At 48.2% G+C, this 24,217-nt stretch carries 21 protein-coding genes; 11 read left to right on the forward strand and 10 right to left on the reverse strand.

The window, feature by feature from the left end:
- Nucleotides 1–114: 114 nt before the first annotated feature.
- Both AC5JLB_RS02370 and AC5JLB_RS02375 read right to left on the reverse strand, forming a co-directional pair.
- Nucleotides 115–432, reverse strand: a complete 318-nt coding sequence (locus tag AC5JLB_RS02370) for an MGMT family protein (protein WP_495872257.1) — start codon at nucleotides 430–432, stop codon at nucleotides 115–117.
- Nucleotides 433–445: 13 nt separating this feature from the next.
- Nucleotides 446–1,201: an HAD family hydrolase gene (locus AC5JLB_RS02375; protein WP_495872258.1), complete on the reverse strand. Its 756-nt coding sequence runs from the start codon at nucleotides 1,199–1,201 to the stop codon at nucleotides 446–448.
- 212 nt (nucleotides 1,202–1,413) lie between these two features.
- Here AC5JLB_RS02375 and AC5JLB_RS02380 point away from each other — a divergent pair, with 212 nt between their 5' ends.
- The gene (locus AC5JLB_RS02380; RefSeq protein WP_495872259.1) at nucleotides 1,414–3,573 is read left to right on the forward strand and encodes a tetratricopeptide repeat protein; all 2,160 of its coding nucleotides are present in this window, start codon (nucleotides 1,414–1,416) and stop codon (nucleotides 3,571–3,573) included.
- On the opposite strand, the gene AC5JLB_RS02385 is transcribed toward AC5JLB_RS02380, so the two are convergent.
- From AC5JLB_RS02385 to AC5JLB_RS02400, 4 genes are all read right to left on the reverse strand, one after another.
- Entirely contained in the window at nucleotides 3,574–4,644 is a 1,071-nt protein-coding gene (locus AC5JLB_RS02385; protein ID WP_495872260.1) for a PstS family phosphate ABC transporter substrate-binding protein, read from the reverse strand.
- Nucleotides 4,645–4,673: 29 nt separating this feature from the next.
- Nucleotides 4,674–6,083: an ABC transporter substrate-binding protein gene (locus tag AC5JLB_RS02390; RefSeq protein WP_495872261.1), complete on the reverse strand. Its 1,410-nt coding sequence runs from the start codon at nucleotides 6,081–6,083 to the stop codon at nucleotides 4,674–4,676.
- 28 nt (nucleotides 6,084–6,111) lie between these two features.
- Nucleotides 6,112–7,551 carry a protein kinase domain-containing protein gene (locus AC5JLB_RS02395; RefSeq protein ID WP_495872262.1) on the reverse strand — a complete coding sequence of 480 codons (1,440 nt, stop codon included), beginning with the start codon at nucleotides 7,549–7,551 and terminating at the stop codon, nucleotides 6,112–6,114.
- A 255-nt stretch (nucleotides 7,552–7,806) separates the two neighbouring features.
- Nucleotides 7,807–8,838: a LysR family transcriptional regulator gene (locus AC5JLB_RS02400; protein WP_495696152.1), complete on the reverse strand. Its 1,032-nt coding sequence runs from the start codon at nucleotides 8,836–8,838 to the stop codon at nucleotides 7,807–7,809.
- A gap of 590 nt (nucleotides 8,839–9,428) precedes the next feature.
- On the opposite strand from AC5JLB_RS02400, the gene AC5JLB_RS02405 reads away from it, so the two are divergent.
- The 4 genes from AC5JLB_RS02405 (at nucleotide 9,429) to ndhD1 (ending at nucleotide 14,671) form a co-directional block, all read left to right on the forward strand.
- Nucleotides 9,429–10,142, forward strand: coding sequence for an NnrU family protein (locus AC5JLB_RS02405; RefSeq protein WP_495872263.1), 714 nt, complete (start codon nucleotides 9,429–9,431; stop codon nucleotides 10,140–10,142).
- A gap of 33 nt (nucleotides 10,143–10,175) precedes the next feature.
- Complete coding sequence (locus tag AC5JLB_RS02410; RefSeq protein ID WP_495696154.1) at nucleotides 10,176–10,529, forward strand: thioredoxin family protein; 354 nt, start codon at nucleotides 10,176–10,178, stop codon at nucleotides 10,527–10,529.
- A 267-nt stretch (nucleotides 10,530–10,796) separates the two neighbouring features.
- Entirely contained in the window at nucleotides 10,797–12,878 is a 2,082-nt protein-coding gene (locus AC5JLB_RS02415; protein WP_495872264.1) for an NAD(P)H-quinone oxidoreductase subunit 5, read from the forward strand.
- A 209-nt stretch (nucleotides 12,879–13,087) separates the two neighbouring features.
- On the forward strand, nucleotides 13,088–14,671 hold the full coding sequence (gene ndhD1 / locus AC5JLB_RS02420) for a photosynthetic/respiratory NAD(P)H-quinone oxidoreductase subunit D1 (protein WP_495872265.1): 1,584 nt from the start codon (nucleotides 13,088–13,090) through the stop codon (nucleotides 14,669–14,671).
- Between the two features lie 113 nt (nucleotides 14,672–14,784).
- On the opposite strand, the gene AC5JLB_RS02425 is transcribed toward ndhD1, so the two are convergent.
- Complete coding sequence (locus AC5JLB_RS02425; protein WP_495696157.1) at nucleotides 14,785–15,504, reverse strand: Crp/Fnr family transcriptional regulator; 720 nt, start codon at nucleotides 15,502–15,504, stop codon at nucleotides 14,785–14,787.
- 275 nt (nucleotides 15,505–15,779) lie between these two features.
- Here AC5JLB_RS02425 and AC5JLB_RS02430 point away from each other — a divergent pair, with 275 nt between their 5' ends.
- Nucleotides 15,780–16,682, forward strand: a complete 903-nt coding sequence (locus tag AC5JLB_RS02430; protein ID WP_495872266.1) for a DALR anticodon-binding domain-containing protein — start codon at nucleotides 15,780–15,782, stop codon at nucleotides 16,680–16,682.
- A gap of 304 nt (nucleotides 16,683–16,986) precedes the next feature.
- On the opposite strand, the gene AC5JLB_RS02435 is transcribed toward AC5JLB_RS02430, so the two are convergent.
- Nucleotides 16,987–17,811, reverse strand: coding sequence for a Cof-type HAD-IIB family hydrolase (locus tag AC5JLB_RS02435; protein ID WP_495872267.1), 825 nt, complete (start codon nucleotides 17,809–17,811; stop codon nucleotides 16,987–16,989).
- Nucleotides 17,812–17,992: 181 nt separating this feature from the next.
- On the opposite strand from AC5JLB_RS02435, the gene AC5JLB_RS02440 reads away from it, so the two are divergent.
- The gene (locus tag AC5JLB_RS02440) at nucleotides 17,993–18,943 is read left to right on the forward strand and encodes a cation diffusion facilitator family transporter (protein ID WP_495872268.1); all 951 of its coding nucleotides are present in this window, start codon (nucleotides 17,993–17,995) and stop codon (nucleotides 18,941–18,943) included.
- A 47-nt stretch (nucleotides 18,944–18,990) separates the two neighbouring features.
- On the opposite strand, the gene AC5JLB_RS02445 is transcribed toward AC5JLB_RS02440, so the two are convergent.
- Nucleotides 18,991–19,581 carry a chromophore lyase CpcT/CpeT gene (locus AC5JLB_RS02445; RefSeq protein ID WP_495872269.1) on the reverse strand — a complete coding sequence of 197 codons (591 nt, stop codon included), beginning with the start codon at nucleotides 19,579–19,581 and terminating at the stop codon, nucleotides 18,991–18,993.
- A 302-nt stretch (nucleotides 19,582–19,883) separates the two neighbouring features.
- Here AC5JLB_RS02445 and AC5JLB_RS02450 point away from each other — a divergent pair, with 302 nt between their 5' ends.
- Nucleotides 19,884–20,135 carry a hypothetical protein gene (locus tag AC5JLB_RS02450; RefSeq protein WP_495872270.1) on the forward strand — a complete coding sequence of 84 codons (252 nt, stop codon included), beginning with the start codon at nucleotides 19,884–19,886 and terminating at the stop codon, nucleotides 20,133–20,135.
- On the opposite strand, the gene AC5JLB_RS02455 is transcribed toward AC5JLB_RS02450, so the two are convergent.
- Nucleotides 20,124–21,344: an esterase-like activity of phytase family protein gene (locus AC5JLB_RS02455; RefSeq protein ID WP_495872271.1), complete on the reverse strand. Its 1,221-nt coding sequence runs from the start codon at nucleotides 21,342–21,344 to the stop codon at nucleotides 20,124–20,126. The genes AC5JLB_RS02450 and AC5JLB_RS02455 overlap by 12 nt on opposite strands.
- Before the next feature lie 131 nt (nucleotides 21,345–21,475).
- On the opposite strand from AC5JLB_RS02455, the gene murJ reads away from it, so the two are divergent.
- The 3 genes from murJ (at nucleotide 21,476) to AC5JLB_RS02470 (ending at nucleotide 24,177) form a co-directional block, all read left to right on the forward strand.
- Nucleotides 21,476–23,140 (forward strand): murein biosynthesis integral membrane protein MurJ, encoded by a 1,665-nt coding sequence (gene murJ, locus AC5JLB_RS02460; protein WP_495872272.1) that lies wholly within the window; start codon nucleotides 21,476–21,478, stop codon nucleotides 23,138–23,140.
- Nucleotides 23,137–23,562 carry a thiol-disulfide oxidoreductase DCC family protein gene (locus AC5JLB_RS02465; RefSeq protein ID WP_495872273.1) on the forward strand — a complete coding sequence of 142 codons (426 nt, stop codon included), beginning with the start codon at nucleotides 23,137–23,139 and terminating at the stop codon, nucleotides 23,560–23,562. The genes murJ and AC5JLB_RS02465 overlap by 4 nt, the downstream gene beginning before the upstream one ends.
- Nucleotides 23,563–23,640: 78 nt before the next feature.
- On the forward strand, nucleotides 23,641–24,177 hold the full coding sequence (locus tag AC5JLB_RS02470) for an MEKHLA domain-containing protein (RefSeq protein WP_495872274.1): 537 nt from the start codon (nucleotides 23,641–23,643) through the stop codon (nucleotides 24,175–24,177).
- The last annotated feature ends 40 nt before the right edge of the window (nucleotides 24,178–24,217 follow it).

The raw sequence follows: 24,217 nt of genomic DNA on the forward strand, positions 1-24,217 counted from the left end.
GAGGGCAGGTCATCAGGAATCCTCCTTGATGCATCATCCTCTATTATGCAACACCCAATTTTCCTCAACTTTTGACTTGGATAATGAACAGTTTTCCCAAACCAAGGACGCAGCCTAACGATGATTCGGTTGCCATAAATACTGGCGGAGATTGACCTTGCCGTTTTGATTGAATTGAACCCCTTCCGCCTCAAGCAACGATCGCTGGAGATAGTCGTTGCCCTCCCGAAATGGCGACATTGAAATTTCTCCCTTGGCATTGATCACCCGATGCCAAGGAACAGTCGTTTCAGGTGCAACGCGAAAGAGCGCATAACCGACCAAACGCGCTCTCCTGGGCAGTCCGGCAAGCTCGGCAACTTGTCCATACGTGGCAACCTGACCATAAGGGATTTGCTGCACGATCGCGTAAATCCGGTGATAGGCGGACATTAACGGGTTTAAATTAGAGGGCTTGAATTAGAGGTAAGTCAAAGTAATTCTGATTGCCTACATCGCCTGCGATCGCTTCAAACGGTTGATCGGGTTCTCCAAAGCTGCTTAACACAAACGCTGCCCCTGTGAAGTCATGCGAACGAGTGTAGTCGTTGAGCGTAATTACGGTTTTTAATCCCGCGTCCAAAGACGATTTCAAGCCTTGACCCGAATCCTCGAAGGCCACGCATTCTTCTGGCTTCCAGTCCATTTGCTCTAGAACGTACTGATAGATATCTGGAGCCGGTTTTTTCTTCGGTACGATATCTCCTGCCCCAATAATGTCGAACCAGGAAAGGCTTTCGGGGGACAAGGATGATTCTAATAAAGCGGTGACGTTGGCGGGTGTAGTTGTCGTCGCGATCGCGAGCCGAAGCCCCTGTTCACGCGCGGCTAGCAGGAGCCGCTTCACGCCAGGACGCAAGGGAATAACGCCGTCTTTTAACAGTTTTGTATAGTGTTCGGTTTTGTTCGCGTGCAGTGTTGCTACAAAATTTTTCAAATCGCCATTTGGAGCTTCAAACGTCGGCTCATAGGTGTTGACATAATGCTGCATTCGCTCCTTTCCACCCGTAACTTCTAGAAGCTTGCCATAAAGCTCGGGTGACCAATTCCAGGTGAGTCCAGCATCCGCAAACGCTTGATTGAACGCAACACGATGCCCATCTCGCTCAGTGTCTGCGAGTGTGCCGTCAACATCGAAAATGAGAGCGCGGAGGTTAGACATAGGAAGGGATATAGGAAAAATGTACGTCAAGCAGGTAGGAGTGGTTCTACCGTTTTTGTTCTCTCCCTAATCTACCTCTGTCTCATGCTCAAAATTTCTTTCTCTAATTTCCTGATTTCTCCTCCCTAACACTGTAGAAAAGGGTAACACTCCGTGTTTTAAGTATCAAAAAAGACTCAGTAAAAATCTAAATTGATCAGGGGCTTGCAGCAATGGAAAACAAAAAGTGGCTGAATTTAACGGAGTATCTTCTCTTAGCAGGGTCTGGAATCGGTTCTGTTGCCTCGATCGCATCTCAGCAACTTGCCGTGACTGCTGCTCCATTTTCGTTCTTATTGTTACTGAGTCTTGCCAATCGGCAGCGGGCAACTCAAGCCGCTCAAAAGAAGAGTGAGGATGGAGTGGTTCAGTTGAATCAAAAGCTTTCTGGGCAAATTAAAATTCTCGGTCAGCAGGTTAAAACGTTGCCGACGCTGAGTGACTTTAGCAGCTTTACTCGGTCGGTTTCTCAGCGCAACGACGCCGCGATCGCGCATCTTCAATCCGACATTGCTCAGCGATTAGCTCCCTTTGAAACCAGCGCTTTTAGCCGCATGACCCAGGAAATGGCGGACTTGCAGCATAAGTACACGAAACTGTCAGACACGCTAACCGCGATGACGGCAACTCTAAATCGGGTTGCTAGTGCTAACCAAGAAGGTGTAGGCACAGTTCCGCCAGAGGTACGTAAGCTAATTGCGCAACTCAACTCCGATGTTGCTCAGTTGCAAACTAAACTTGCTGAAGTCTCAAGTTCTCAGCAGCAAGGTAATTCCAGAGCTTTGCAAGACGAAATTAACAACCTTCATCGCCGCCTCAATCGATTACCTCAGCCGTTTGATGCCACGATGCTAAAACAAGACGTTAGTGAACTAACCAAAATTGTGGGTGACTTGGTTTCTCGTCGAGATTTAGCACAGTTAATGGCAGAAGTTGAAAAAATTCGTCGCCAACAGCAGCAGTTAGAACAGACTGTCACCCCGATGAAGACTGTAAATACTATTATGCGAAAGCAAATGGATACGCTGTCGTCGTGGGTTCAGTCAAAAGACGCAACCCCCTCAGAGCGCATCGCAACACCTACTTCTGAGTGTGAACTAGTTTTGGGTCTCAAATCGTCTCACAATGCTGGTCAAGATACGTTACTAAACCGCCGAGCCTTACTAGAGGAAGCGCTTAAAACGGCTCAATCGCGGGTCATTGTAGTGTTTCCCTATCCCGATCGCACAACGTTGGATGCTGACCTTATCACTCAATTTCGAGGATTGTTAGATCGGGGTGCTTCGCTCGATGTGGGTTGGGGTCACTTAGGAAATGTACAAGATCGTCAAGCTCGGTGTATTCACAATCCTTCAGACTTCGTTCTGAGAACTCCTCTGGAACCTCACTTCACGAGTGGCGATCCTCACCAGACCGCGAAGAAATTTTTAGCAACAACTTTAAACCAGCTAACTCAACTGAAACGCGAGTACCCAAACCAGTTCCGGTTTAAGGTGCTAGGGACAGATGAAAATTTTTTGGTGTGCGATCGCGCCTATGCCATTTTGGGGGTTCATCCTGTCGCAACGACGAGCGCTGCTTTCCCAGAGGTCGCGGTTGGTGTGCGCACCCGCAGTGCTGAAGTAATCGAGGGATTGATCGAGCGCTACGATCATCCAGTGCTTGCTGCCAATGATGAAACGGCGTACTACAACCGAGCCATCACCCGTTATGAATTGGGCGATAAACAGGGCGCGATCGCAGACTATAGCGAAGTCGTGCGAATTAATCCAAATCACGACATTGCTTACAACAATCGTGCGTTGGTACGAGAAGAATTGAAGAACCGAGAGGGCGCGATCGTAGACCTCAACCGTTCCATTTTGAGCAATCCGCGCAACTGCGTTGCCTACTGCAATCGGGGCGTCATCCGACTGCGTTCGGGAGATATGATGAGCGCGATTGAAGACTTTAGCTATGCAATTCAGGTCGATTTAGATTGCACAAACGCCTTTGCTCAGCGCGGCTTAGCTCGGTTGCGCTTAGGCAATGTATCGGGCGCGATCGATGATTTCACGGCCATGATTCGGATTGATTCGCAGAATCCAGTAGGGTACTTCCATCGAGGATTAGCCCTCAGCAAGGCGGGCGATAAAACGAAGGCAATTCGTGACCTCAAAGAAGCCGCTTGGTTATTTTCGGCTCAAGGCAATCAGGCGAACCACCAACACGCGATCGCAGCTATCAATAAGCTCCGTACCCGCTATGCTGCCCAATCATCTCAAGAAAGGTCATCTCAAGAAAGGGCGTCTCAAGAAAGGGTGTTTCCAGAAAGAGTGCTGCAAGAAATCTAATTATCGGCTTCTCACAAACCCAGCTTTAGCCACTAATTCTTGTCCTTGTTCGCTCAGCAGCAAATTTGCATAGGCTTCTCCCGCTTGCTGCTCTATGCCTCCGTCCTGCTTCACAATCACAAACAAATTGCGGGTTAGGGGATACTTACCGCTCTGAAATGCGGGTGTGTTCAATTGATTGCGCTGATTAGAACATTGATTAGTCAGAGGTTCCTGATAAGGTGGAACGAGTTTGTCAAGCGATCGCCCGATGGGTAACGGCTTGATTGAACACTGAGGCACAACTTCCGGTGCAGAGGCAAAATAAATTCCTCCGGGTGTGGCTCCAAGTTGTCGTAACGCTTCCGTTGTTGTTCCAACAATCTGCACATTTCTACTCAGCGCTTGTCCGCCTAACACTTCCTCAACAAACAGTTCGACGGTGCCGCCCGACTCCGCACTGCGAGAAATAGGTGTAATAGGCAAATTCGGCCCGCCCACTTGCTGCCAGTTATCAATCTGCCCTGTGTAAATTCTCTTGAGTTGCTCAACGCTCAAGCCTGGAACATTGAGACTCGGATTGACAGCAACTGCCAGACCATCGATTGCGATCGTAATCTGTTTTAGCGTTAATTTCCGAATTTGCGCCCGTTGATACTCTTCATCACTCACGGGGCGCGACGACTGAGCAAAGGCGAGATTCCCGTCAATCAACGCCTTGATTCCCGTTCCAGAGCCTGGACTGCCCGTAGTCGGTTCTGTGTACTGCAAGCGATATTCTGGACGCGCCGCTTGTAGTGCCCCATCTACGGCAAGTCGAATCGGTGCCCAAGAGGTACTGCCACCATAGCGAAACAATCCTGATGGAACATTTTGAACTTGTGCGAACGTTCCACTACTGAGTTGTCCAGAATTTGTGGATTGTCCAGAATTTGAGGCAGTGTCTGACTTACTAGCCGGAGTACTGCTTTGCACTATCGGCACACCAAAATTCCCTGAGCGCTGAGTAAACCACCAGAATGCTCCGCCTAAAAGTCCTGCCGTTACCAAAAGCGAGGCAATTAATGCAGGTGTTTCATTTTTTTGAGACATAAAGAATCCAGTGATGTTGCAGAGAAAAATTAGTTGCGATCCACCGGCATAAAGTCAAAGCCTGTCCCTGATCGAGTGCCTGGAACGACTTTAACCAGTTGAATTCCAGCATTGCGATCGCCTGATGGTAAAAATCGCACGGTTTGAGATGCTCCTGTTGCTGAAAAGTTAGCGGTAGCTAGGGCTTGCTGTACGCCTTGTCGAGTTGGATTTTGCTGTAATGCCGCGATAAACGCTTGAGTGGCATCGTACGCGATCGCCGATCGCCAATTGACATCTGCTCCCCAAAGCTGACGCGACCCGACTACAAAGGGCGATCGCGGATTACTTTCGATATGCCAAGGCACGGCGACGATCATGCCCTCCGCTTGCTGTCCTCCTTCTAAGGTTTTGGGCGTGTAGACATCATCTCCGCCTAGCAGAGAGCTACCCTTTTGATTCGCCTGAACGACTTGCAATGCTTGATCTAATGTTCCCGTGTTGGCTGCCAACATAAATGCTTTGGCTCCTGACTTGCGGGCTTGGTCAACCGCCCGTGCTGCACTAAAATCAGAACTCGAGAAATCAAATTCATCTGAAACTTGTCCGCCGACCAGCGACATGGCGGTGAAAAATTCAGATTTGAGCGATTGGCTGTAGGCGCTTTGAGAATTGAAAAAAACAGCGACAGTTTTCTGTTGCAGCGTTTTTGCGGTATATTCCGCCAGCGCTCGGGCCGCAACATAATCACTCGGGACAGTGCGAAACACGTATTTCCCCAAGCCTGAGAGTTTCACACTGGTACTGATGGGCGAAATGCTCACGAGCTGACCGGAGTTGTAAACGCTGCCTGCGGCTAAGCTGACATCGCTGGCATAATGCCCGACTACGCCCAAAATATTGGAATCTTGAACAAAGGCATTGGCGAGTTTTTTGGCGGTTTCAGGATCGTTATCGTCGTTCGCGATCGCAACCTTCAACGCCACGCCGTTTATGCCACCCGCTCGATTAAGGTCGTTCTGCGCCTGCGCCACGCCGCGCAAAATCTCGGCAGAGCCTGCCAAATCTGTTTTAATCGGTACGGCAACTGCAATTGTGTAGGCTTTGCGTTGTCCAATTCGAGCATTGTTGAGATAAATCAACGTCTCTGGCGCATTTTTATACTTCTGCATTGCGGGCTCAAACATCGTCACCGCTTCGGGATATTGGGCCGATCCGATCGCATTTACGCCCGCCTGTTTGAGTGAATTAAACTCTGGGTTGGATGATTCTGAAGGTAAAAGAATGCGTTCTCCAGTGCTAATCCGGTCTTGCAGTGAAGCAGTTTGCGGGCTGACGGTGGACGCCGTATCGAATTTCATCCCTGATCGTTGTATGAACCACCAAAACCCGCCGCCTAATAATCCTGCGGTAATCAAAAGCGAAATGATCAAGGCTGGGGTTTCGTTTTTTTGGGACATTTTTTTGGGACACTTTCGGGACACAGTGTTACAGAATTCTGGAAACGAGCTTATAGATCAGTTGGAAAAAGATCACGATCGCAACCACGACCAAGCCTCCTACAATTGCCAGAAACAGCACGTTAAGAAACGAGTTTCCCAGCGCGACAAAGGTAGATGCTCGATGCAGTTGACCAAAAAAACCGACGATGCCAAACGTGATGGCTCCTAAAATCACCAGATCGACTTTTTCAATGACTCGGAGGCGCTGTGCCAGAACTAAAATGCCGAGCAAGATCAGCCAAAAGCCACCGCTAATCCAGGTTGTTCCTAGCAAACTGACGAGCGCGATCGCGATTAATCCTGCCTCGAAACCTGTGAAAGCCGCACCGCGCAAAAGGCTAGCCATTGATAATGCCGGAAGTGTGGATCTCTGAGGCGCAAGCGGAGAGGGAGCAGGCGAGGAGGGAGTCGCAGGGGGAGATGGAGTTGCGATCGGTGGACTCATGGCAGGCGGTTTAGAAGCGATCCTTCGGAGCTTCGTGGAGCGAATCGCTTCTAAAACATCTTGTGCGGATTGAAAACGCTGACTCGGATTAGCAAGCAACATTCGATCCAGTACGTCTGCTAATACACGGCTGGGCGTCGCAAAATTTTGCCATCTCCACGTGTTGCTGTAGGCATCAAACAATTCGTTGTGAGGCTTGCCCGTGAGCAACATTACACACGTTGCAGCCAACGCATAGAGATCGGTTGAAGGATAAATCTGTCCTCCAGACACTTGCTCTGGTGGAGCATAGCCAATCGAATAAATTCCTGTAGAAGAATTTAAGTTTCCGGCGGCTTTTGTCGCGTATTTCACAGCCCCGAAATCGACCAGATAAATGCGTCCATTCCGGTGACGCATGATGTTCGACAATTTGATGTCTCGGTGAATCGATCCATTGGCGTGAACGAATTCTAGAATTTTGAGACATTCCTTCAGGACGGCCACACACTCTGATTCCGAAAATTTTCCCTTTTGGAGAAACTCGTCTTCGAGCGTTTGCCCGTCAATGAATTCTTGGACTAAATAAAAAAACTTATCGTTTTGCTTCGTCGATGAATTTGCCACAGAGAGTTCAAAAAACGCGAACAAATCAGGGATTTGAGGATGTTCCCGTCCCAGTTGTTCTAGCGCCTCTGCTTCTCGCTCAAACAAATCTTGAGCAATCTTAAGCTGCGTCGTGCTGAGATGCCCCGACGGCTGAAATTGCTTAATTACACAAGAGCGCAATCCGGGCGTGTAGCGATCGCGTCCTAAAAAAGCTGCCCCAAACCCTCCCTGTCCTAATAGTTTGACTGGTAGGTACCGACCCACCAAGATTAATGGCATCCCGCAGTTAGTACAAAACTTTTGCTGAACCGTTTTCAGGGTCGCGGCATCATCAAGGTCAGGGAAAATATTAGTTGGTCGAGAACAACCCGGACGAGTGCAATGAAGCTGCATAACAGGGGGAGGGGGATTTGAGATCTAACTTAACCCAAGATGAGATGAGCGGCACTAGTTCTTAGTATTCCTTATGTATAACTAGTTCCTAGTAGTTTGCCACGCTAATGCCCCTAAGTCATAAGTGTTTCTCGTCTGCGAGCAATATAAGCAAGGACGAGAAAGCTACGCTGCCTCTATACCTTTCCCCACATTTCAAGTCCTATCTCATCTCACACAGATCCCCAGCTTGACTACTGAATCAGCTCCTCGTTGCTAATTTTCCATCTCTGGTATTCCTCGATTATTGCTTGCGGCTTGAAGCATAGCTTTTAAGCTTTGGGGTTCAGGATAGCTTTTAGATTCACGTCGCTCGAAACTTACGGCACGAGGGGTAAACTTGGGCAAAATCTCGCGACAAAATGCATCCGCCGCTTTAGAACGATATCGATTGGGGTTAATAATGACAGACAAGGTGCGCTTCACGATGACATCATCAATCTTGGCACGATGCAGCATTCCCATCTGGAGTTCTTTCTCGATCGCAGAAACAGAGACAAATGATGCTCCCAAGCCAGACTGTACTGCATTTTTGATCGCTTCAATCGAGTTCAGTTCCATCTCAATTTTGAGGCGGCGAGTTTCAATGCCGCAGCGTGCCAATACCTGATCAATTACCTTCCGAATCGTTGATTGAGAATCGAGGGCAATAAACTGCAATCGATACAAATCGTCCTTCTGAATTGTTTCTGTTCTAGAAAGAGGGTGGGTCGGTGGCAAAATCAGCGCGAGTTCGTCTTCAGCATAAGGAATAATTTCCAAAGAATCTTGAAGTTCTGGAGAAATTTCTCCCCCAATAATTGCCAAATCGATCTGACCGTTTGCCACGCTCCAAGATGTCCGTCGTGTGGAGTGAACATGAAGCTGAACCGCAACATCCGGATACTGCTGGCGAAATAGCCCGATCATGCGAGGTAGTAGATAAGTTCCCGTCGTCTGACTCGCTCCGATGATTAATGTGCCTCCTTGAAGGTTTTGCAGGTCTTCTAGCGCTCGGCATGTCTCCTGACACAACGTTAAGATCTTCTCGCCATAGCTCAGTAGCAGATGTCCTGCCTCGGTTAGCTGCGCTCGTCGCCCACCCCGATCGAACAACGGCACGTCCAACTGCCGCTCAAGATTCTGCACTTGCAAACTCACTGCGGGTTGGGAAACATATAAACTATCGGCTGCGCGCTTAAAGCTTCCCTCAGTGGCGATCGCTTTGAGAATGCGTAACTGATCGAGAGTAAAAGGAAGGTCAGACATACGGCTTAACCAGAAATGTGTGTAAGGAGCGTGGCGTAAAAAATAGACTCAGTACATTAACGTTTTGAGCGCAACCTATTAGCTAAACGACAAGAAGTTTAAGAAAAATTACAAATTGAGCTAACTTGCAAAATTTCCTTAAATGCTGGACACGGCAAGCAGCATGGGGAAACTAAGCAAAAGAAGCGTACATGAGGGGGATACTAAGGACTTTCTGAATTTACCAGGAATTGTGGGAATTGCTCTTAATTCATGAGCAATCTCCTAGAGTCTTGCAAGGAGAATCGTATCCTGTTTTCTACAGTCTTGATCCCGCTTGCGGAATTCCTCATAATGTAGAGTCTGCGCATGACCTTTTACAGGTCATTGCAACAAGTGGACTGAATTTTAAGTGCGACTGGATTTAAGGTGTTCGAGTTCCGCTCTTCTCCTTAAATTTCTGCTTCATGAGGTAGGCGCAATATCGACTGCAGCCTGCGCTTCGTGCTACCTCTTGAATTGCAGTTGCGCCAATATTTAGATTAATTACCCGAAAGTGTGGCTAAGCGATAAGCTGTAACCTATACCGGATCTACTTTTCTTGATTTTCTATGGTGTTTGACTGGTTGACGCCTAGCCACTTTGTAATCATTGGCCTATTGGTTGGGTTTGCGATCGCTCATAGCGGACTTGCCGCATTACGTCCTTGGGCAGAGAAAAAAATTGGAGCGCGGCCTTATCGAGTGTGCTTTGCGCTAGTTAGTCTCGGGATTGCGGTTCCAATGATTATTTATTTCTTCAATCATCGCTACGATGGGTTGATCCTTTGGGACGTAAGAGGAGTTCCGGGCATCGGTGCGATCGTGTGGATCCTGTCAGCGATTTCGTTTCTTTTTTTATATCCTGCAACTTTTAATCTTTTAGAGATTGCCGCAATTCAGAAGCCCCAAGTCCATCTCTACGAGACTGGCATTATCAGGATTACAAGACATCCTCAGATGGTGGGTCAAGTGATTTGGTGTATTGCTCATACGCTTTGGCTAGGAACAACGTTTACACTCGTCACCTCTTTAGGCTTGATCTTGCATCATCTATTCGGAGTATGGCACGGCGACCAACGCCTTACGGCTCGGTACGGAGCAGCGTTTGAAGCGGTGAAAGAACGCACGTCGATCGTTCCGTTTCTCGCGATTGCACAAGGAAAACAGCCTCTGAGGTGGACAGAGTTTTTGCGTCCTGCCTATGTCGGAGTGGCTGCATTTGTTGGATTATTTTGGTGGCTTCACCCTATTTTGATCGATGCAACAAGCAACGTAGCCTGGTAGCATGATCCCAGCGTTAGTAAAATTCATTAAACTATGCAATCAGGAATCAGCGAGCAGGCTTTCAGAAGCGAGGTCCTCGAATCTTCTACTCCTGTTCTTGTTCATTTTTGGGCACCCTGGTGTAGTATTTGTCGCTTGATCGAACCGTCGCTCAATCAGCTTTTGGCAGAGTGGGGTGGACAACTGAAACTCATCGGGATCAACGCCGATGAGAATCTCAGACTGGCTAGCAGCTACCGAATTGCTACTCTCCCAACGGTCATTCTATTTCAGGGTGGTCGGGTGTTGCATCGGCTAGATAGCTATCAGAAGCGCGATGAACTACGGGCGATTCTTCAAGAGACTTTGACTTTAACAAATAAACAACCCCAGTCGATTTCGCGTTAGACGCGGTTTTATAAAATCTTTATTGAGGAGGAGCGATCGCATAGGTCGCTCTTTTTCCTATGCTAAATTCTTAAAGAATCTAAAGTGTTTGCTTATCTTACTGACAATTTTGACTATAAATTGGAAATCCAAAGTCTGAAGCGTAAATCCAAAGTCTGAAGACGGAGGAACTCTCTAACAATATCCTTAACTTTGGATCTAGGGTGTCCCACAGTCCAAGAAATTGACTACCCTGGATAGTAAAGAAATCTAAACTAGGCGTGAGTGATGGAATTCATATATCAGTATGCCTGGCTTATTCCGGTTCTGCCCCTAGCGGGTGCGATGCTGGTCGGTCTAGGGCTGATTACATTTAGCAAAGATGTCAACCGACTTCGGAGCGCTAACTCGGTGTTCATCGTGTCGCTGATTGGAGCGGCGATGACCCATGCATTTAGTTTGTTTTGGAGTCAACTGCACGGGCATGAACCCTATGTTCAGTCCTTTGAATGGGCAGCCGCTGGAGATTTTCACCTGTCGATGGGATATGTCATCGATCCCCTCTCCTCGCTGATGCTTGTGATTGTGACCACCGTAGCGTTTCTGGTGATGATCTACACCGATGGCTACATGGCTCACGATCCGGGATATGTCCGGTTCTATGCGTATTTAAGCTTATTCAGTTCCTCAATGCTGGGGTTGGTAATTAGCCCTAACCTGGTTCAGGTCTACATTTTCTGGGAACTGGTGGGCATGTGTTCATACCTGCTAATCGGATTTTGGTATGACCGAAAAGCGGCGGCTGATGCCTGCCAGAAAGCGTTTGTGACGAACCGAGTGGGTGACTTTGGATTGCTACTCGGCATTTTGGGTTTGTATTGGTCTACTCGCAGCTTCGATTTTGGCGTGATTGGAGAACGCCTCCAAGATCTCGTTGCGACGGGATCGATGAGTGGCTTTCTTGCTGCGCTGTTTGCAATTTTGGTTTTTCTAGGACCAGTGGCAAAGTCGGCACAGTTTCCGCTGCATGTCTGGCTACCTGACGCGATGGAAGGCCCGACTCCAATTTCGGCACTGATTCATGCGGCGACGATGGTTGCGGCAGGAGTCTTTCTCATTGCGCGGATGTTCCCTGTGTTTGAAGGCATTCCAGCGGCAATGAATGTGATTGCGTGGACAGGAGCATTCACGGCATTTTTGGGAGCAACGATCGCAATCACTCAAAACGATATCAAGAAGGGCTTGGCGTACTCCACCATGTCTCAGTTGGGCTACATGGTGATGGCCATGGGAGTTGGTGCTTATAGTGCAGGCTTGTTTCACTTAATGACCCATGCCTATTTCAAAGCCATGCTGTTCTTGGGATCGGGGTCTGTCATCCACGGAATGGAATCTGTAGTCGGTCATGATCCGGCTTATGCTCAGGACATGCGAATGATGGGTGGCTTGCGGAAGTACATGCCAATGACCGCCTTTACCTTTTTGATTGGAACGCTCGCCATTTCGGGAATTCCTCCCTTTGCAGGGTTTTGGTCAAAAGATGAAATTCTCAGTTCTGCCTTTGCGTCTAACCCGGCTCTTTGGCTAATCGGGTACGGAACGGCGGGCATCACGGCGTTCTACATGTTCCGCATGTACTTCTCTACCTTTGAAGGAAAATTTCGAGGAACAGATGCTACGGTAAAGCAGAACATTCGCAACGAGCAACTTCAGAGTTTGGGCTTGGCCTTTGGTCCGGGCGCGATGGATCCAAGAGAACTGACTATGGACGCGCCACATGGCGAAGAGGTTGATCCTGGACACGATGAGCATCACGCTCATGAGCCGCATGAGTCACCTTTGACCATGACCCTGCCATTGCTCATTTTGGCGATTCCCTCGACATTGATTGGATTGACGGGAACTCCCTTTGCCAATTACTTCGAGGAGTTTATCCATGCTCCAGGTGAAGCAGTGCAATTAGCCTCTGAAGCTGGACAGGAAACTTTGTCTGAGTTTTATGTGATGGCCGGAAGTTCGGTTGGAATTTCGCTGATCGGCATCTCGCTGGCAGTGCTAATGTATCTGTCGCGGAAGATTGATCCGGGCGCGATCGCTGCTAAAATTCCGTTCTTCTATCGGCTCTCGAAAAACAAGTGGTACTTCGATGAAATCTATGACCAGTTGTTCGTTCAAGGCAGCCGTCGGTTAGCACGACAAGTTCTGGAAGTCGATTCTAAAGTTGTAGATGGCGTCGTCAATCTCGCAGGTTTGGTGACGCTGTTAACGGGTGAAGGGCTGAAATACTTAGAAAATGGTCGCGCTCAGTTCTATGCACTCATTATCTTCGTAGCAGTGCTGGGGTTAGTGATTTTCTCAGGCGTTTCTTGAGTCTGGGGATCACAGTCCTAGTAATCGGTCAGGCAATCTGATGAGGGATGAAACAAAGAATCTAACTTCACTTCATCCCTCATTCTTAGTTTGGCGAAGTACTAAGTCACTTTGCACGACAAGCTGAGATCAAGATTTAGGCGACTTGCCTTCTAAATGCTGACTCCACAGATAATCTAGACTAGCGATAAATAAATCTTAATAACGGGATGCTAACTGCAAATTTTCCTTATCTCACCGCGATCATTTTGTTTCCGATCGCGGCTTCTCTTCTGATTCCGATTATTCCAGACAAGGATGGTAAAACCGTTCGCTGGTATTCCCTCATCATCGGGCTGATTGATTTTGCACTCATCGTTTACGCGTTCTATACGCAGTACGATTTTTCGAGTCCAGAACTTCAGCTGTTCGAGCGATATGCTTGGGTTCCTGCGCTGGATTTGAACTGGTCTGTCGGCGTTGATGGACTGTCGATGCCGCTCGTGATTCTGACCGGATTCATTACAACATTGGCAATTTTGGCGGCTTGGCCTGTCACCTTTAAACCCCGGTTGTTCTATTTTCTGATGCTGGTGATGTACGGCGGACAGATTGCTGTCTTTGCTGTTCAAGACATGCTGTTGTTCTTTCTGACCTGGGAACTTGAGCTGATCCCGATTTATCTGCTGCTCTCAATTTGGGGCGGTAAGAAGCGGCTGTATGCTGCGACTAAGTTCATCTTGTATACCGCAGGGGGATCGCTGTTCATCTTGGTCGCTGCGTTGGCAATGGCATTCTATGGCGACACTGTCACGTTTGATATGCGATCGCTCGCTGCCAAAAGCTACCCGCTCGTTTTTCAGCTTTGGGTCTATACGGGGTTTCTGATCGCCTACGCCGTCAAACTGCCGATTATTCCCCTCCACACGTGGCTCCCAGATGCTCACGGTGAAGCTACGGCTCCGGTTCATATGCTATTGGCAGGTATTCTACTGAAAATGGGTGGCTATGCTCTAATTCGTATGAATGCCGAAATGCTGCCAGCGGCTCATGCAACCGTCGCGCCCGCGTTGGTTATTTTAGGCGTGGTGAATATTATTTACGCAGCGCTAACCTCGTTTGCGCAGCGCAACCTGAAGCGAAAAATTGCGTACTCGTCGATTTCGCACATGGGATTTGTGCTGATTGGGATCGCATCGTTTACCGATTTAGGCTTAAGCGGAGCCGTTTTACAGATGGTTTCCCACGGGTTAATCGGAGCGAGTTTATTTTTCTTGGTAGGGGCTACTTACGATCGCACTCATACTCTCATGCTTGATGAGATGGGCGGTGTTGGCAAACAAATGCCTAGAATTTTCTCAATGTTTACAGCTTGTTCTTTGGCATCTTTAGCGTTGCCTGGCATGAGCGGTTTTGTTGCCGAACTGATGGTGTTTGTTGGATTTGCCACAAGCGACGCTTATGGCATGACCTTCCGAATCATTGTGGTCGGTTTAGCCGCGATCGGAGTAATTCTTACGCCCATCTACTTGCTCTCGATGCTGCGAGAAATCTTCTACGGTCCTGAGAACAAAGAGCTTACGTCTCATGAAAAACTAGTCGATGCTGAACCACGAGAAGTATTCATCATCGCCAGTCTGCTTGTGCCAATCATTGGAATTGGCTTCTATCCCAAGCTGCTCACTCAAATTTACGATTCTAAGACCGTTTCTTTAACAGCACGATTGCGGGCGGAAGTTCCGACAATTGCAAAACTCAATGACGCGCCTGCTCTAGCTTCTAAAGAAGCGTTGTCAGCCCCTGAAATTCGCTAGCTTTAGTCTAGTCCTATGATAAAAAGCGGGTTCTATCACTTTGGTAGAACTCGCTTTTTATATTGAGATGAATTTATTGAGATCAAACAGCTACCAGACCAGTGATGTTTTCATTAATTACGATTTGGAGAGCCTTCGTTGCGGTTAAGAACCGAATCTGTAGGCAGACAGAGTAGATTATCACCCTGAGTACGAATCATACCTTTTTGACGCAGCTTACCCATCAATCGAGTCACAGTCACGCGAGTCGATCCGATCGCACTACCAATTTGAGCATGAGTCAGAGGAAAAGGCAGACAATAGCCTTCGTCTGTCGGTTCACCGTACTCCTCAATGAGCAGCGTCAGAAAACCAAGCAGTCGATCAATCGTTCGACGCTGGCCCAATGTGCTAAGCCAAAGTAGCTTGCGCTGGTGCTGATAACGGAACGCATCTAAAACCTCACGGCGGAAGTGAGGCCAGTTGTCTAAATCGTGCCAATACATCCAGACCACTGAGGTTTGATCAACGTGAGCGTAAGCCTGAAGCGTAAATGGCGATTGCGCCACAATCTCAAAGGGTTGACCTGTACCAACAAAGCCCAGAAATGCTTCTTCTGGACTGACCCGTGCCAAACGAGCCGCATTGCTTCCGGTAGCATTAACTTGTGCTGTACCCACTAGACGCACTGCTCCTTTCTGCACAAGGTAGAGCAGACCGGGACGAGTCGGAACTCGTTCATCCTTGCTGAAGTTACGGATGCGGTAATGTTCTTGTGCCCAGTCAATGATTCTCTGCCAGGTGAGAAAGGGGCGAGCTGCTTCTGAATTTTGTTGAGGGGATACTGAGTACATAGTGTAAGAGGCTGCTAGAGAACAACTGTGGATGCTTTGACAAGCGCTGAGACAGCGTGAGTCATAAAATTGGACTCATTCCTTCAAGCGAAACTCTGATTGTTTGAGTGGCCCTCGAAGTTTCTGTACTTGACTGTCATAAAGAGTATACGAAAAGAACGATGCGTTGCCCGTGATTTCACGGGACTCAACACCAATTTCAGCATTGATCGGTAGTAGCGCTTAAGTTTAATCACGAAACCGAACCCTACTTCAGAGCATCAACCGTAAATATCATGAATTCTAACGTACCTACGGTTACTTATCCTACGCTTCGCATATTGTTACTGGCGCAAATTGATGAAGCAATCCGCCTTTGGGGGGATGTTTTGGTAACAAAACGATCGCTTCATCCTACCTCTATTCGCGCAAATGCCCTCGTTTCGGGGCTTTTACACTCTATTGATGTTGTGAAGAGGGTACCATCAGAAACGCTGATTTCTACGTATCGCTCCGCCATTGCACTGAAGTTAGCCTCTCGTTTTGACTACTCAGCAATGCACATTGCCAGTCAGCTTGTTGAAATTCTGTATAGTGATGATACAAAAATTCCTGGAATGAGTACTATTTTGGCGAGATTGCTTTTGCGTGATCTTACGGTAACAGTAGTTTCATCAGGATTCCTGGAATTTAGGTTTTGCGATCGCGCGATCGCAACTTGGTTGCATTCCCTGATTGATCTGAAAGACGAAGACTTACGGTATGGTTCTTTCGAGATAACGCAAAATAATAGTGACTTTGATTCTGGCTCGTCAAAAGTCTTTTTCTGCCAGTCCACTCACGCTCGCTGTTGCGCATTGCTGAGGTTGGCACGGCAAAGTGATCTTGACTCAATAGAACAGGCTTGTTGGTTGAATAGTCTAGATCAACTCTTATTACAAGAGTCGGTTGAGCGGAAACTACTTTCTCAATTTATAGCGGTAACAGACGGATTCCTTGACAACAATTTCCTAGAGATGGCAGTTGCGTTGAGCCATGCATTCCACCAATTTGAGAGATCGTGTCACATCGTTGGTGCATCTCAAGCTCTAAATCGGCATCTTTTGCAGTGTCGATTAGGATTAGTGATGATTACCCATCGTCTACTACGATCGCTGCTGGAGCAGAAGTTAGGTGTTCCTGCGCCGTTAGAACTATAGTTGAACCGTTAGTCAGACCGTCTATGGTGGTTTCACGAAAACCGTGTGTTATCAGCTTTAAGTCACAGAAATGTCATCTCAACGTCATAACTTATTTTTATCTACCTAAGGGGTGACAAAGCTGAGAAATGCAGATATAGTTAATCTTGTGTGAGGAGCGAACCAGCAAGAGTACCGAGACGAAACACGGCCAGTCGTCGGTACTCTTTCTGATTTTAAAGCGATTTTCACAGAGACTTTTATATTGCACGCCGCAGACTGTTGTGCCTCACGTTAGAAGAGGTAGATACAGATCGACAGCAACTCAGAGCAAGAATTCTTCGATCGCGGCGGCAGCGCCATCCAGCTCTACGGTTGGTGCAACCCACTGAGCATGTTGCTGAACTTCTTCGGGAGCGTTGCCCATTGCCACGCCAATGCCAGCGTATTGAATCATTTCTAGATCATTGAAGTTGTCGCCCATGACCATCACGTTTTCGGGCTGCAATCCTAGCAATTCCTCGGCAAGATACTTCACGGCTAAGCCTTTGTTGGCAGCAGGATGAGTTGCTTCAAAGAAGGTGGCAACTGATTTGGTGAGATACAGTTCTGCGGGAGTGTACTGCTCTTGCAATGATCCCAACATGGAGCCAATGAGTTCTGTATCGTCGCTAAGGGCGAGAACTTTAGTCGGCTCGGTTATCAAAGTAGAGCGCAAATCACCAACGGCGATCGCTTCAATTCCGGATCGCTCAGAATAAGCTTTTGTTTCGGGCGTGATTTCTCGCACGTACAACTGATCATTGATGTAGAAATGGACGGATAGTAGCGATCGCAGGGCAGGCGTCTCGAAGTAATCTAGCAGCGATAGCACCATTGCTTTAGGAACTGCCAAATGCTGATGTAGAGTTTGCGTTTTGGGATCTTGTATCCATGCGCCTTGATACGCGATTAGCGGCAACGATGACCCAACCACTTGATGGAAGCGCAACGCTGACTGATACATACGACCCGTTGCGATCGCAACTTGAATTCCGTTTTTCTGTACAGTGTGAATCAGCCGAAGGACAGGTTCACGGATATCATTAGACTTGCCCGCAATTGTGCCGTCGATATCTAGAACAAGTAGCTGGATGTCTGACTGATGCATAAAGGCAAAGGATGGGTAAAGGATAATAATTGCTGACTGCAAGCCTCAAGATTTTAAAGTGAATTCTTCGCTTTTCACATTGCACGATTGATTATTCTGCTTTCGTTCTTCCTTGCGGTTCTTACAGAGTTGCGCTCTGCGCTAATCGTGTTGCACAGGCGTCTACCATCCTTCGTCTACCATGTCTGAAGTTAAACATCCTCGTAAGGTCAGTCGCCAAATTTTATTGGTTACGCTTTGGCTAACGCTGCTGATCTTGGCGGTGAAAGTGGGGGCGGGGTGGTCAACGCGATCGCTGGCGCTGTTGGCCGAGTCGTTGCACACGCTGATCGATGGGTTCAGCGCTGTTTTGAGTTTGATTGCGCTTTCATCGTCACCTCAGCGACCTTCGGGGCGGGAGGTGTGGGGGCATGGGCGGCTGGAGACGGCGTTAGCGCTGCTGTTGGTTGGCTTTTTGGGATTTGCGTGCCTGAGTCTGCTTGGACTATCGATCGAGCAATTGATCACGAGTCCCAGTCTTTTGATGATGCCGTCGGTGAGAATGCGATTCTCGTTGATTATTATCCTGGCGGTTGTGTTTCTTGGAAGTCTAGCTTTGGCTTACTTTCAGCGTCGATTGGCAAAAACGCTCGATAGTTCTCTGTTGCGGCTGAATGCAAATCAGATTTTGCGGGATGCTTGGTTGACGTTTTTGTTGCTGATTGGATTGGTAGGCATTTGGCGGGGCTACTACTGGCTTGATCCCCTCATGACGATCGCGCTGGTGGTGACGGCAATGTTGAGTTGTTGGCGGGTGTTGAATTGGCAACTCCCGCTGGTGGTGCGGCAAATGGCGATCGCGCCAGAAGCGATCGCGCAACTTGTGCGGCAAGTGCAGGGGGTGACGCATTGCTACGGGATTCAGTCCCGCGGGATTGTGGGACGGCAAGTGTTTGTAGAACTGCGAATGACCGTTCATCCTGAGTTTGTGGCAATGAGTCCGTGGATTATGGAACAGATTGAGGGGCGGATTCGGGAATGCTACGGCCCGGTGCAGGTGTTAATTCACATCGATGAAATGGAGGATGATCCGCAGCATCCTTTGGATTCGGTCAAGTCGGACTATCCGAGCCGTAAGTCGAATTGGGATTGAAACGCGCTGAACAGCGGTTCAAACAGGTCTACAACACGACCTCCGCTCTAAACTCTGATTTCATCGGCAAAGCTTTGGCGACGCTCAAACTCAAACGGGCCTGCGAGAGAACCCCAAAGTTGTTCGTCTGTTTGAGGATCGCGACCGCGATCGAGGCTATAAAACTTTTGATTGTCAATCTCGAACTCGTTATCTAAATAGGATGTCTTGCCATCGCGAACGATGATGCATCCTTTTCCTGGTTCGACTTGTCCTTTAAAGCTGTGTCCCGTCCACTCTGCATAGGACGTGCATCCTGACATTAGTTCTAGCTGATCCGCTTTCAAGTCTTTCAACCGCTCTGGATGGCGTGCTGCACCATAAAATTTCTGCTCGTCCTTCACGAGGTAATTCTCGATCGCGATTTTGCCGTTCTGTTCAACAAGCTTCAGCACTCTCAATCGGTAAGGCTTGTTTAACATGTAGTCGTAGGCTTGCTCCAGAAAAAGACTCACGCCGTTTAGCAACTCGAAGGGCAACGGGCGCATACAGACGCGAATGTGAGCATACAGAGGAGGGTTTTCAAACGCCTGATGCTGATTGCTAAAATCCGATGCCATCCAGCGAGCAAGAGTGGCAATATCTGTCGAATGAGTCATAGGACAAGTTGGAGTAGAATCTGAAATTTATTGTACGGTGTCAGGTTCTCGCTACAATCATTCTCTGGGATCGGAAATTCGAGGAGTTCGGAATGCACACGGTAGGGATTGGGTTTTGCTTATATGCGCGATCGCTTCGGATTGGATGATCGCTGCTACAGACTAAATTGGTTGAGCGATCGCGGCGCAAGTTTTGCAGGATCGCTCAACCTGTTCAAGATGCAGAAGCAATTACAGCCCTGTTTATGCCAATGTCATAGAATACATTCGCATTTGCGGTGCAACATGTTTGAATGTTCTCTATGACAGAAGCAATTGCAGCCGATCCATTGCCGATGTCACCGCATCCATTGACAATTACACCCGATCCATTGTCAATGGATGCGCTGCGCATTCGATTGTCACCTAATGCAGAAGAATGTGCGTCAGGTGCAGCAGCAGTGACAGAGCCAACTAAAAATCCTTATGCAGAACTGGTGGGATGGGGACGGGCAACATCAAGCGATCGCTCAATTCTTTATCAAGTGATCGTTCCTTCACTTTTAACTCTTTAACCCCTTCACTCGAAACAGTAGAACCTGAGTGGCTTGAGTAAAGGTATTAAAGTTATCATCACTTACCAGAACAAGGCTTGGAGAGCGATCGGGCAATCGAGGTCCTAGCGTCATTCCTTCCAAGTTATCGATTGCGATGCCTAAGTCAGCCGTATTGAGCAACAGCCGCTTCCTCGCAAGTTGAAGACCTTTTTGATCTCCGCGCAGGCTTTCGATCTCGGCGGTATCGGTTGCAGTTCCGGTTACTGTTTGAAACAGTTTGACGTCGAACCCGCCCAAGCCGAAAGTACGCTCTAAACTGAGAAAATGCCCGGCTTGGTCAATTGATAACAGATCTGTCAGGCCATGCTCCAGCACCGCCACAGGTCTTGGTTCGAGTGGATAAACATGCTCAGCAATAATCGTGGCTCGGTTGCCTTCAATTAGATAATGCAACAGCCGATTTTTAGCAACACGTTGGGGATTCGGAGCCTCTAGATCTTGAATCAATGGAGCTTCTACAGCTGTAAATAAGCGAAATGGCTCAGCCGCTATCCCATTTGAGCTAACCGTAAGCGCTTCAAAGCCTAAATTGTCTCGAATGCCTCTCTGCTGCACAGGTTTAGAGTCATCAGGCAAATAGCGTTCTGGAATGGCTAGTTTGCGACGGAGTTGCCCCGTTTTCAAATCAAATTCCCCAATAAATGGCGGAACGCCTTCTTTCACAGCGCCTTCGCTAGAGATGAATAAAGAGCCAGTTTGAGACAGCGCAATGCCTTCGGTGTCAATTGTTTTAGCCGCAAACGTTTTGCCGGTTTCGTCTTTTAGCAACGTGACATCCTGCACATCAACCTGTTTAAGACTGGGTTGCTTTGATGTCGTATCTATTTGCAGCTTCAGCGTGTAAAACCGAGCGGGAGCGCGATCGCTGCGATCATCCGACACGGCATAAAACTGATCTTGCTGGCGATCGTAAGTAATACCCGACAGTCCTCCGACTGCGGTGTCCTTAAACGCTTTGGTATCGAGGGTGTAGCTTCCCAGAAACTCCAACGATAGCGGTAGAAATAATCGATCTTCTGCGCTGACTTGAGGCAGACTGCACGCCGACAGCAACCCCGTTAATACGATCGCACTTCCCGCCAATGCGATCGCTGCACCTGCTCTTGTTCCAGCTTTCCGTGCAATTGCTGCCCCTGCCTGCCAAATTTGTCGAATGTACTCAAACATTCAACTCCTCCAAACTCTAACGTCGTCAGTTTCTGTTTCAATGTAGCAGTGATCCTCAGACTTTCCCGTTCAAAGCACTTCACCTAAAGGTGCTTAAATGATTGAAGCCATTTAGCCCCCTTGATCATCCTGTGTCTGACTCTCCTAAGCCGAAGCGATCGCTCGCTGGAATTGCTGGAATTGTGGCGATCGCCACTTTGATTAGCAAAGTCTTTGGACTGGTGCGACAAGTTGCGATCGCGGCTGCGTTTGGAGCCGGAGCAGCAGCAGGGGCGTACAACTTCGCTTATGTGATTCCTGGCTTTCTGTTTGTGCTTTTGGGCGGAATTAACGGCCCGTTCCACAGCGCGATCGTCAGTGCCCTTGCGAAGCGCAAACGCGAAGAAATAGCACCTGTTGTCGAAACGATCACAACTTTAGTGGGTGGATTGCTGTTGCTGTTGACGATCGGCATTATCGTTTTTGCTGAACCGTTAATGCATCTAACCGCCCCTGGACTGTTTGTTTCTCAAGCCGAAGCAGCAGCAAGAGGGTTAAGTCCTGAACGTGTGCAGACCCTCCAGCTCACACGCGACATTGCGATCGTGCAGCTTAAAATTATGGCTCCGATGGCGGTCTTAGCTGGACTAATTGGTATCGGTTTCGGAACGCTCAATGCCGCAGACCAGTATTGGCTCCCGTCGATTAGCCCATTACTGTCAAGTTTGGCTTTGATTGTGGGTTTGAGCGGTTTAGCGGTTTCGCTTGGATCAGACATTCTCAAGCCAGAATATGCGATGTTAGGCGGTGAAGTGCTGGCATGGGGAACGCTGCTCGGAGCTGTACTGCAATGGCTGATTCAACTACCCGTACAGTGGCGATCGGGATTAGGCGGCTTGCGCTTGCGCTTCGATTTCAATCGCCCTGAAGTCAAGGAAGTCCTTAGAGTAATGGGGCCTGCAACGTTTTCATCGGGAATGTTGCAGATTAATCTTTGGACAGATTTGTTTTTTGCTTCGTTTCTAAAAAATGCTGAGGCGGCTGTTTCTGCAATGGGGTATGCTGGACTGCTCATCCAAACCCCTTTGGGAATTCTCTCGAATGTAATTTTAGTCCCGCTCCTGCCAGTCTTTTCTCGCCTCGCTGCGCCAGAAAACTGGGATGAACTCAAGCAGCGAATTCGTCAAGGACTGCTCTTAGCCGCAGTTGCAATGTTGCCGCTAAGTGCGCTGATGATTGCGTTAGCGTATCCGATCGTTAGTGTAATTTATGAGCGGTATGCTTTTAATCAAGCTGATGTCGAACTGACTGCAGCGATTTTGATCGCTTACAGCGTTGGCATGTTTGTTTATTTAGGTCGGGATGTGCTAGTTCGTGTCTTTTATGCTTTGGGTGATGGCGATACGCCGTTCCGCATTAGCATCGTCAATATCTTCCTAAACGCTGTTTTCGATTATTTCTTAATTAATCTATTAGGTGCTCCGGGATTAATTTTAGCGACGGTCTGCGTTAATTTAATCTCGATGCTGGTGCTGCTGTGGTTTCTTGATCGCAAATTAAACGGCTTGCCTTGGCGAGAATGGGCTTTCCCGGTTCTGGGCTTGACGATTGGTAGTGTTGTATCGGGTGTTGCTGCTTGGGGAACGTTGAATTTTATTGGGCAATGGGGGCAGCAAAACTTTCTCAGTCATTTAATCGAACTTTGCATTGCGGGTTCAGTTGGGTTAGCCGTCTTCGCTCTGATTGCAATGCAGTTAAAATTACAAGAAGTAGACCTTTTCGCTGATCGTATTCGCCAACGCTTACTCCGAAGATGAAACCTTATACCGTCATTTACGATGGGCAGTGCAATCTCTGCTCTAACTTGGTGCAGCTATTGGAAAAGCTCGACCAAGGAAAGCGCTTTCAGTACATCCCTATGCAAGACGAAGCGGGATTAGCGCAGTTTAATGTCACACCTCAAGACTGTGAGTTTGGCATGATTTTGATTGATAACGCGATGCCAGATCGCCGTTGGCAAGGAAGTGATGCCGCCGAAGAAATTGGGCAGTTGCTCCCGCTTGGAAATGTGTTTGTTACGGCTTATCGAAATCTGCCGGGCATGAAGTGGACGGGCGATCGCGTCTATGAGCAGGTTCGAGACAATCGATATGCGCTGTTTGGCAAGCGATCAACAATCTATCAGACTGTCTATCCCTACGATTGTGAGCAGTGTTCTTCTACACCCAAGCAATCTTGATCGTGTCCAATTGTTGTGCGTTCTCCATGCTTAAATACGGCATGTCTGAATTCATCAATTCTGCGATCGCTTTGTCTAATGCCTTCTCTTTCTGACCTGAATTACGAGCAGCATCAATTCGTGATCCGCCATACTCAAAGGCTTCTACATAGCTTTTATCATTGGACGGGGCAATCTTTAAGTAGATTTGGTTCGGCTGGAAGTGACGCGATTGGCTCGGTCAACTCTGAAGGAAACGCAGCCAATGATTTAGATGAACATGCCCTGTTTCATGCTCCATTGATAGTCCTATCTCACGGCACTGAGGCTGATCCGATCCTCAACTATGGCAATAATCAAGCCCTGCTCCTATGGGAGATGGATTGGACAACCTTTACACAAACTCCCTCTCGTAAAACAGCCGAACCGATGAACCGAGAGGCGCGATCGCGTCTCCTCGCCGAAGCGAAAACAAAGGGTTATATAGACAACTATCGAGGCGTTCGGATTTCCAGTACAGGGAAGCGCTTTTGGATTGACAACGTGATTCTCTGGACAGTTCTGGATGAAGCAAGTTCTCCCTGTGGTCAAGCTGCCGCCTTTTCAAATTGGCAATACATCACTAGGTTGTGTTGATAATTATGTGAAGTTGGGCTGAATAAGCTAAAAGGCGATG

This window comes from Myxacorys chilensis (assembly GCF_059505265.1).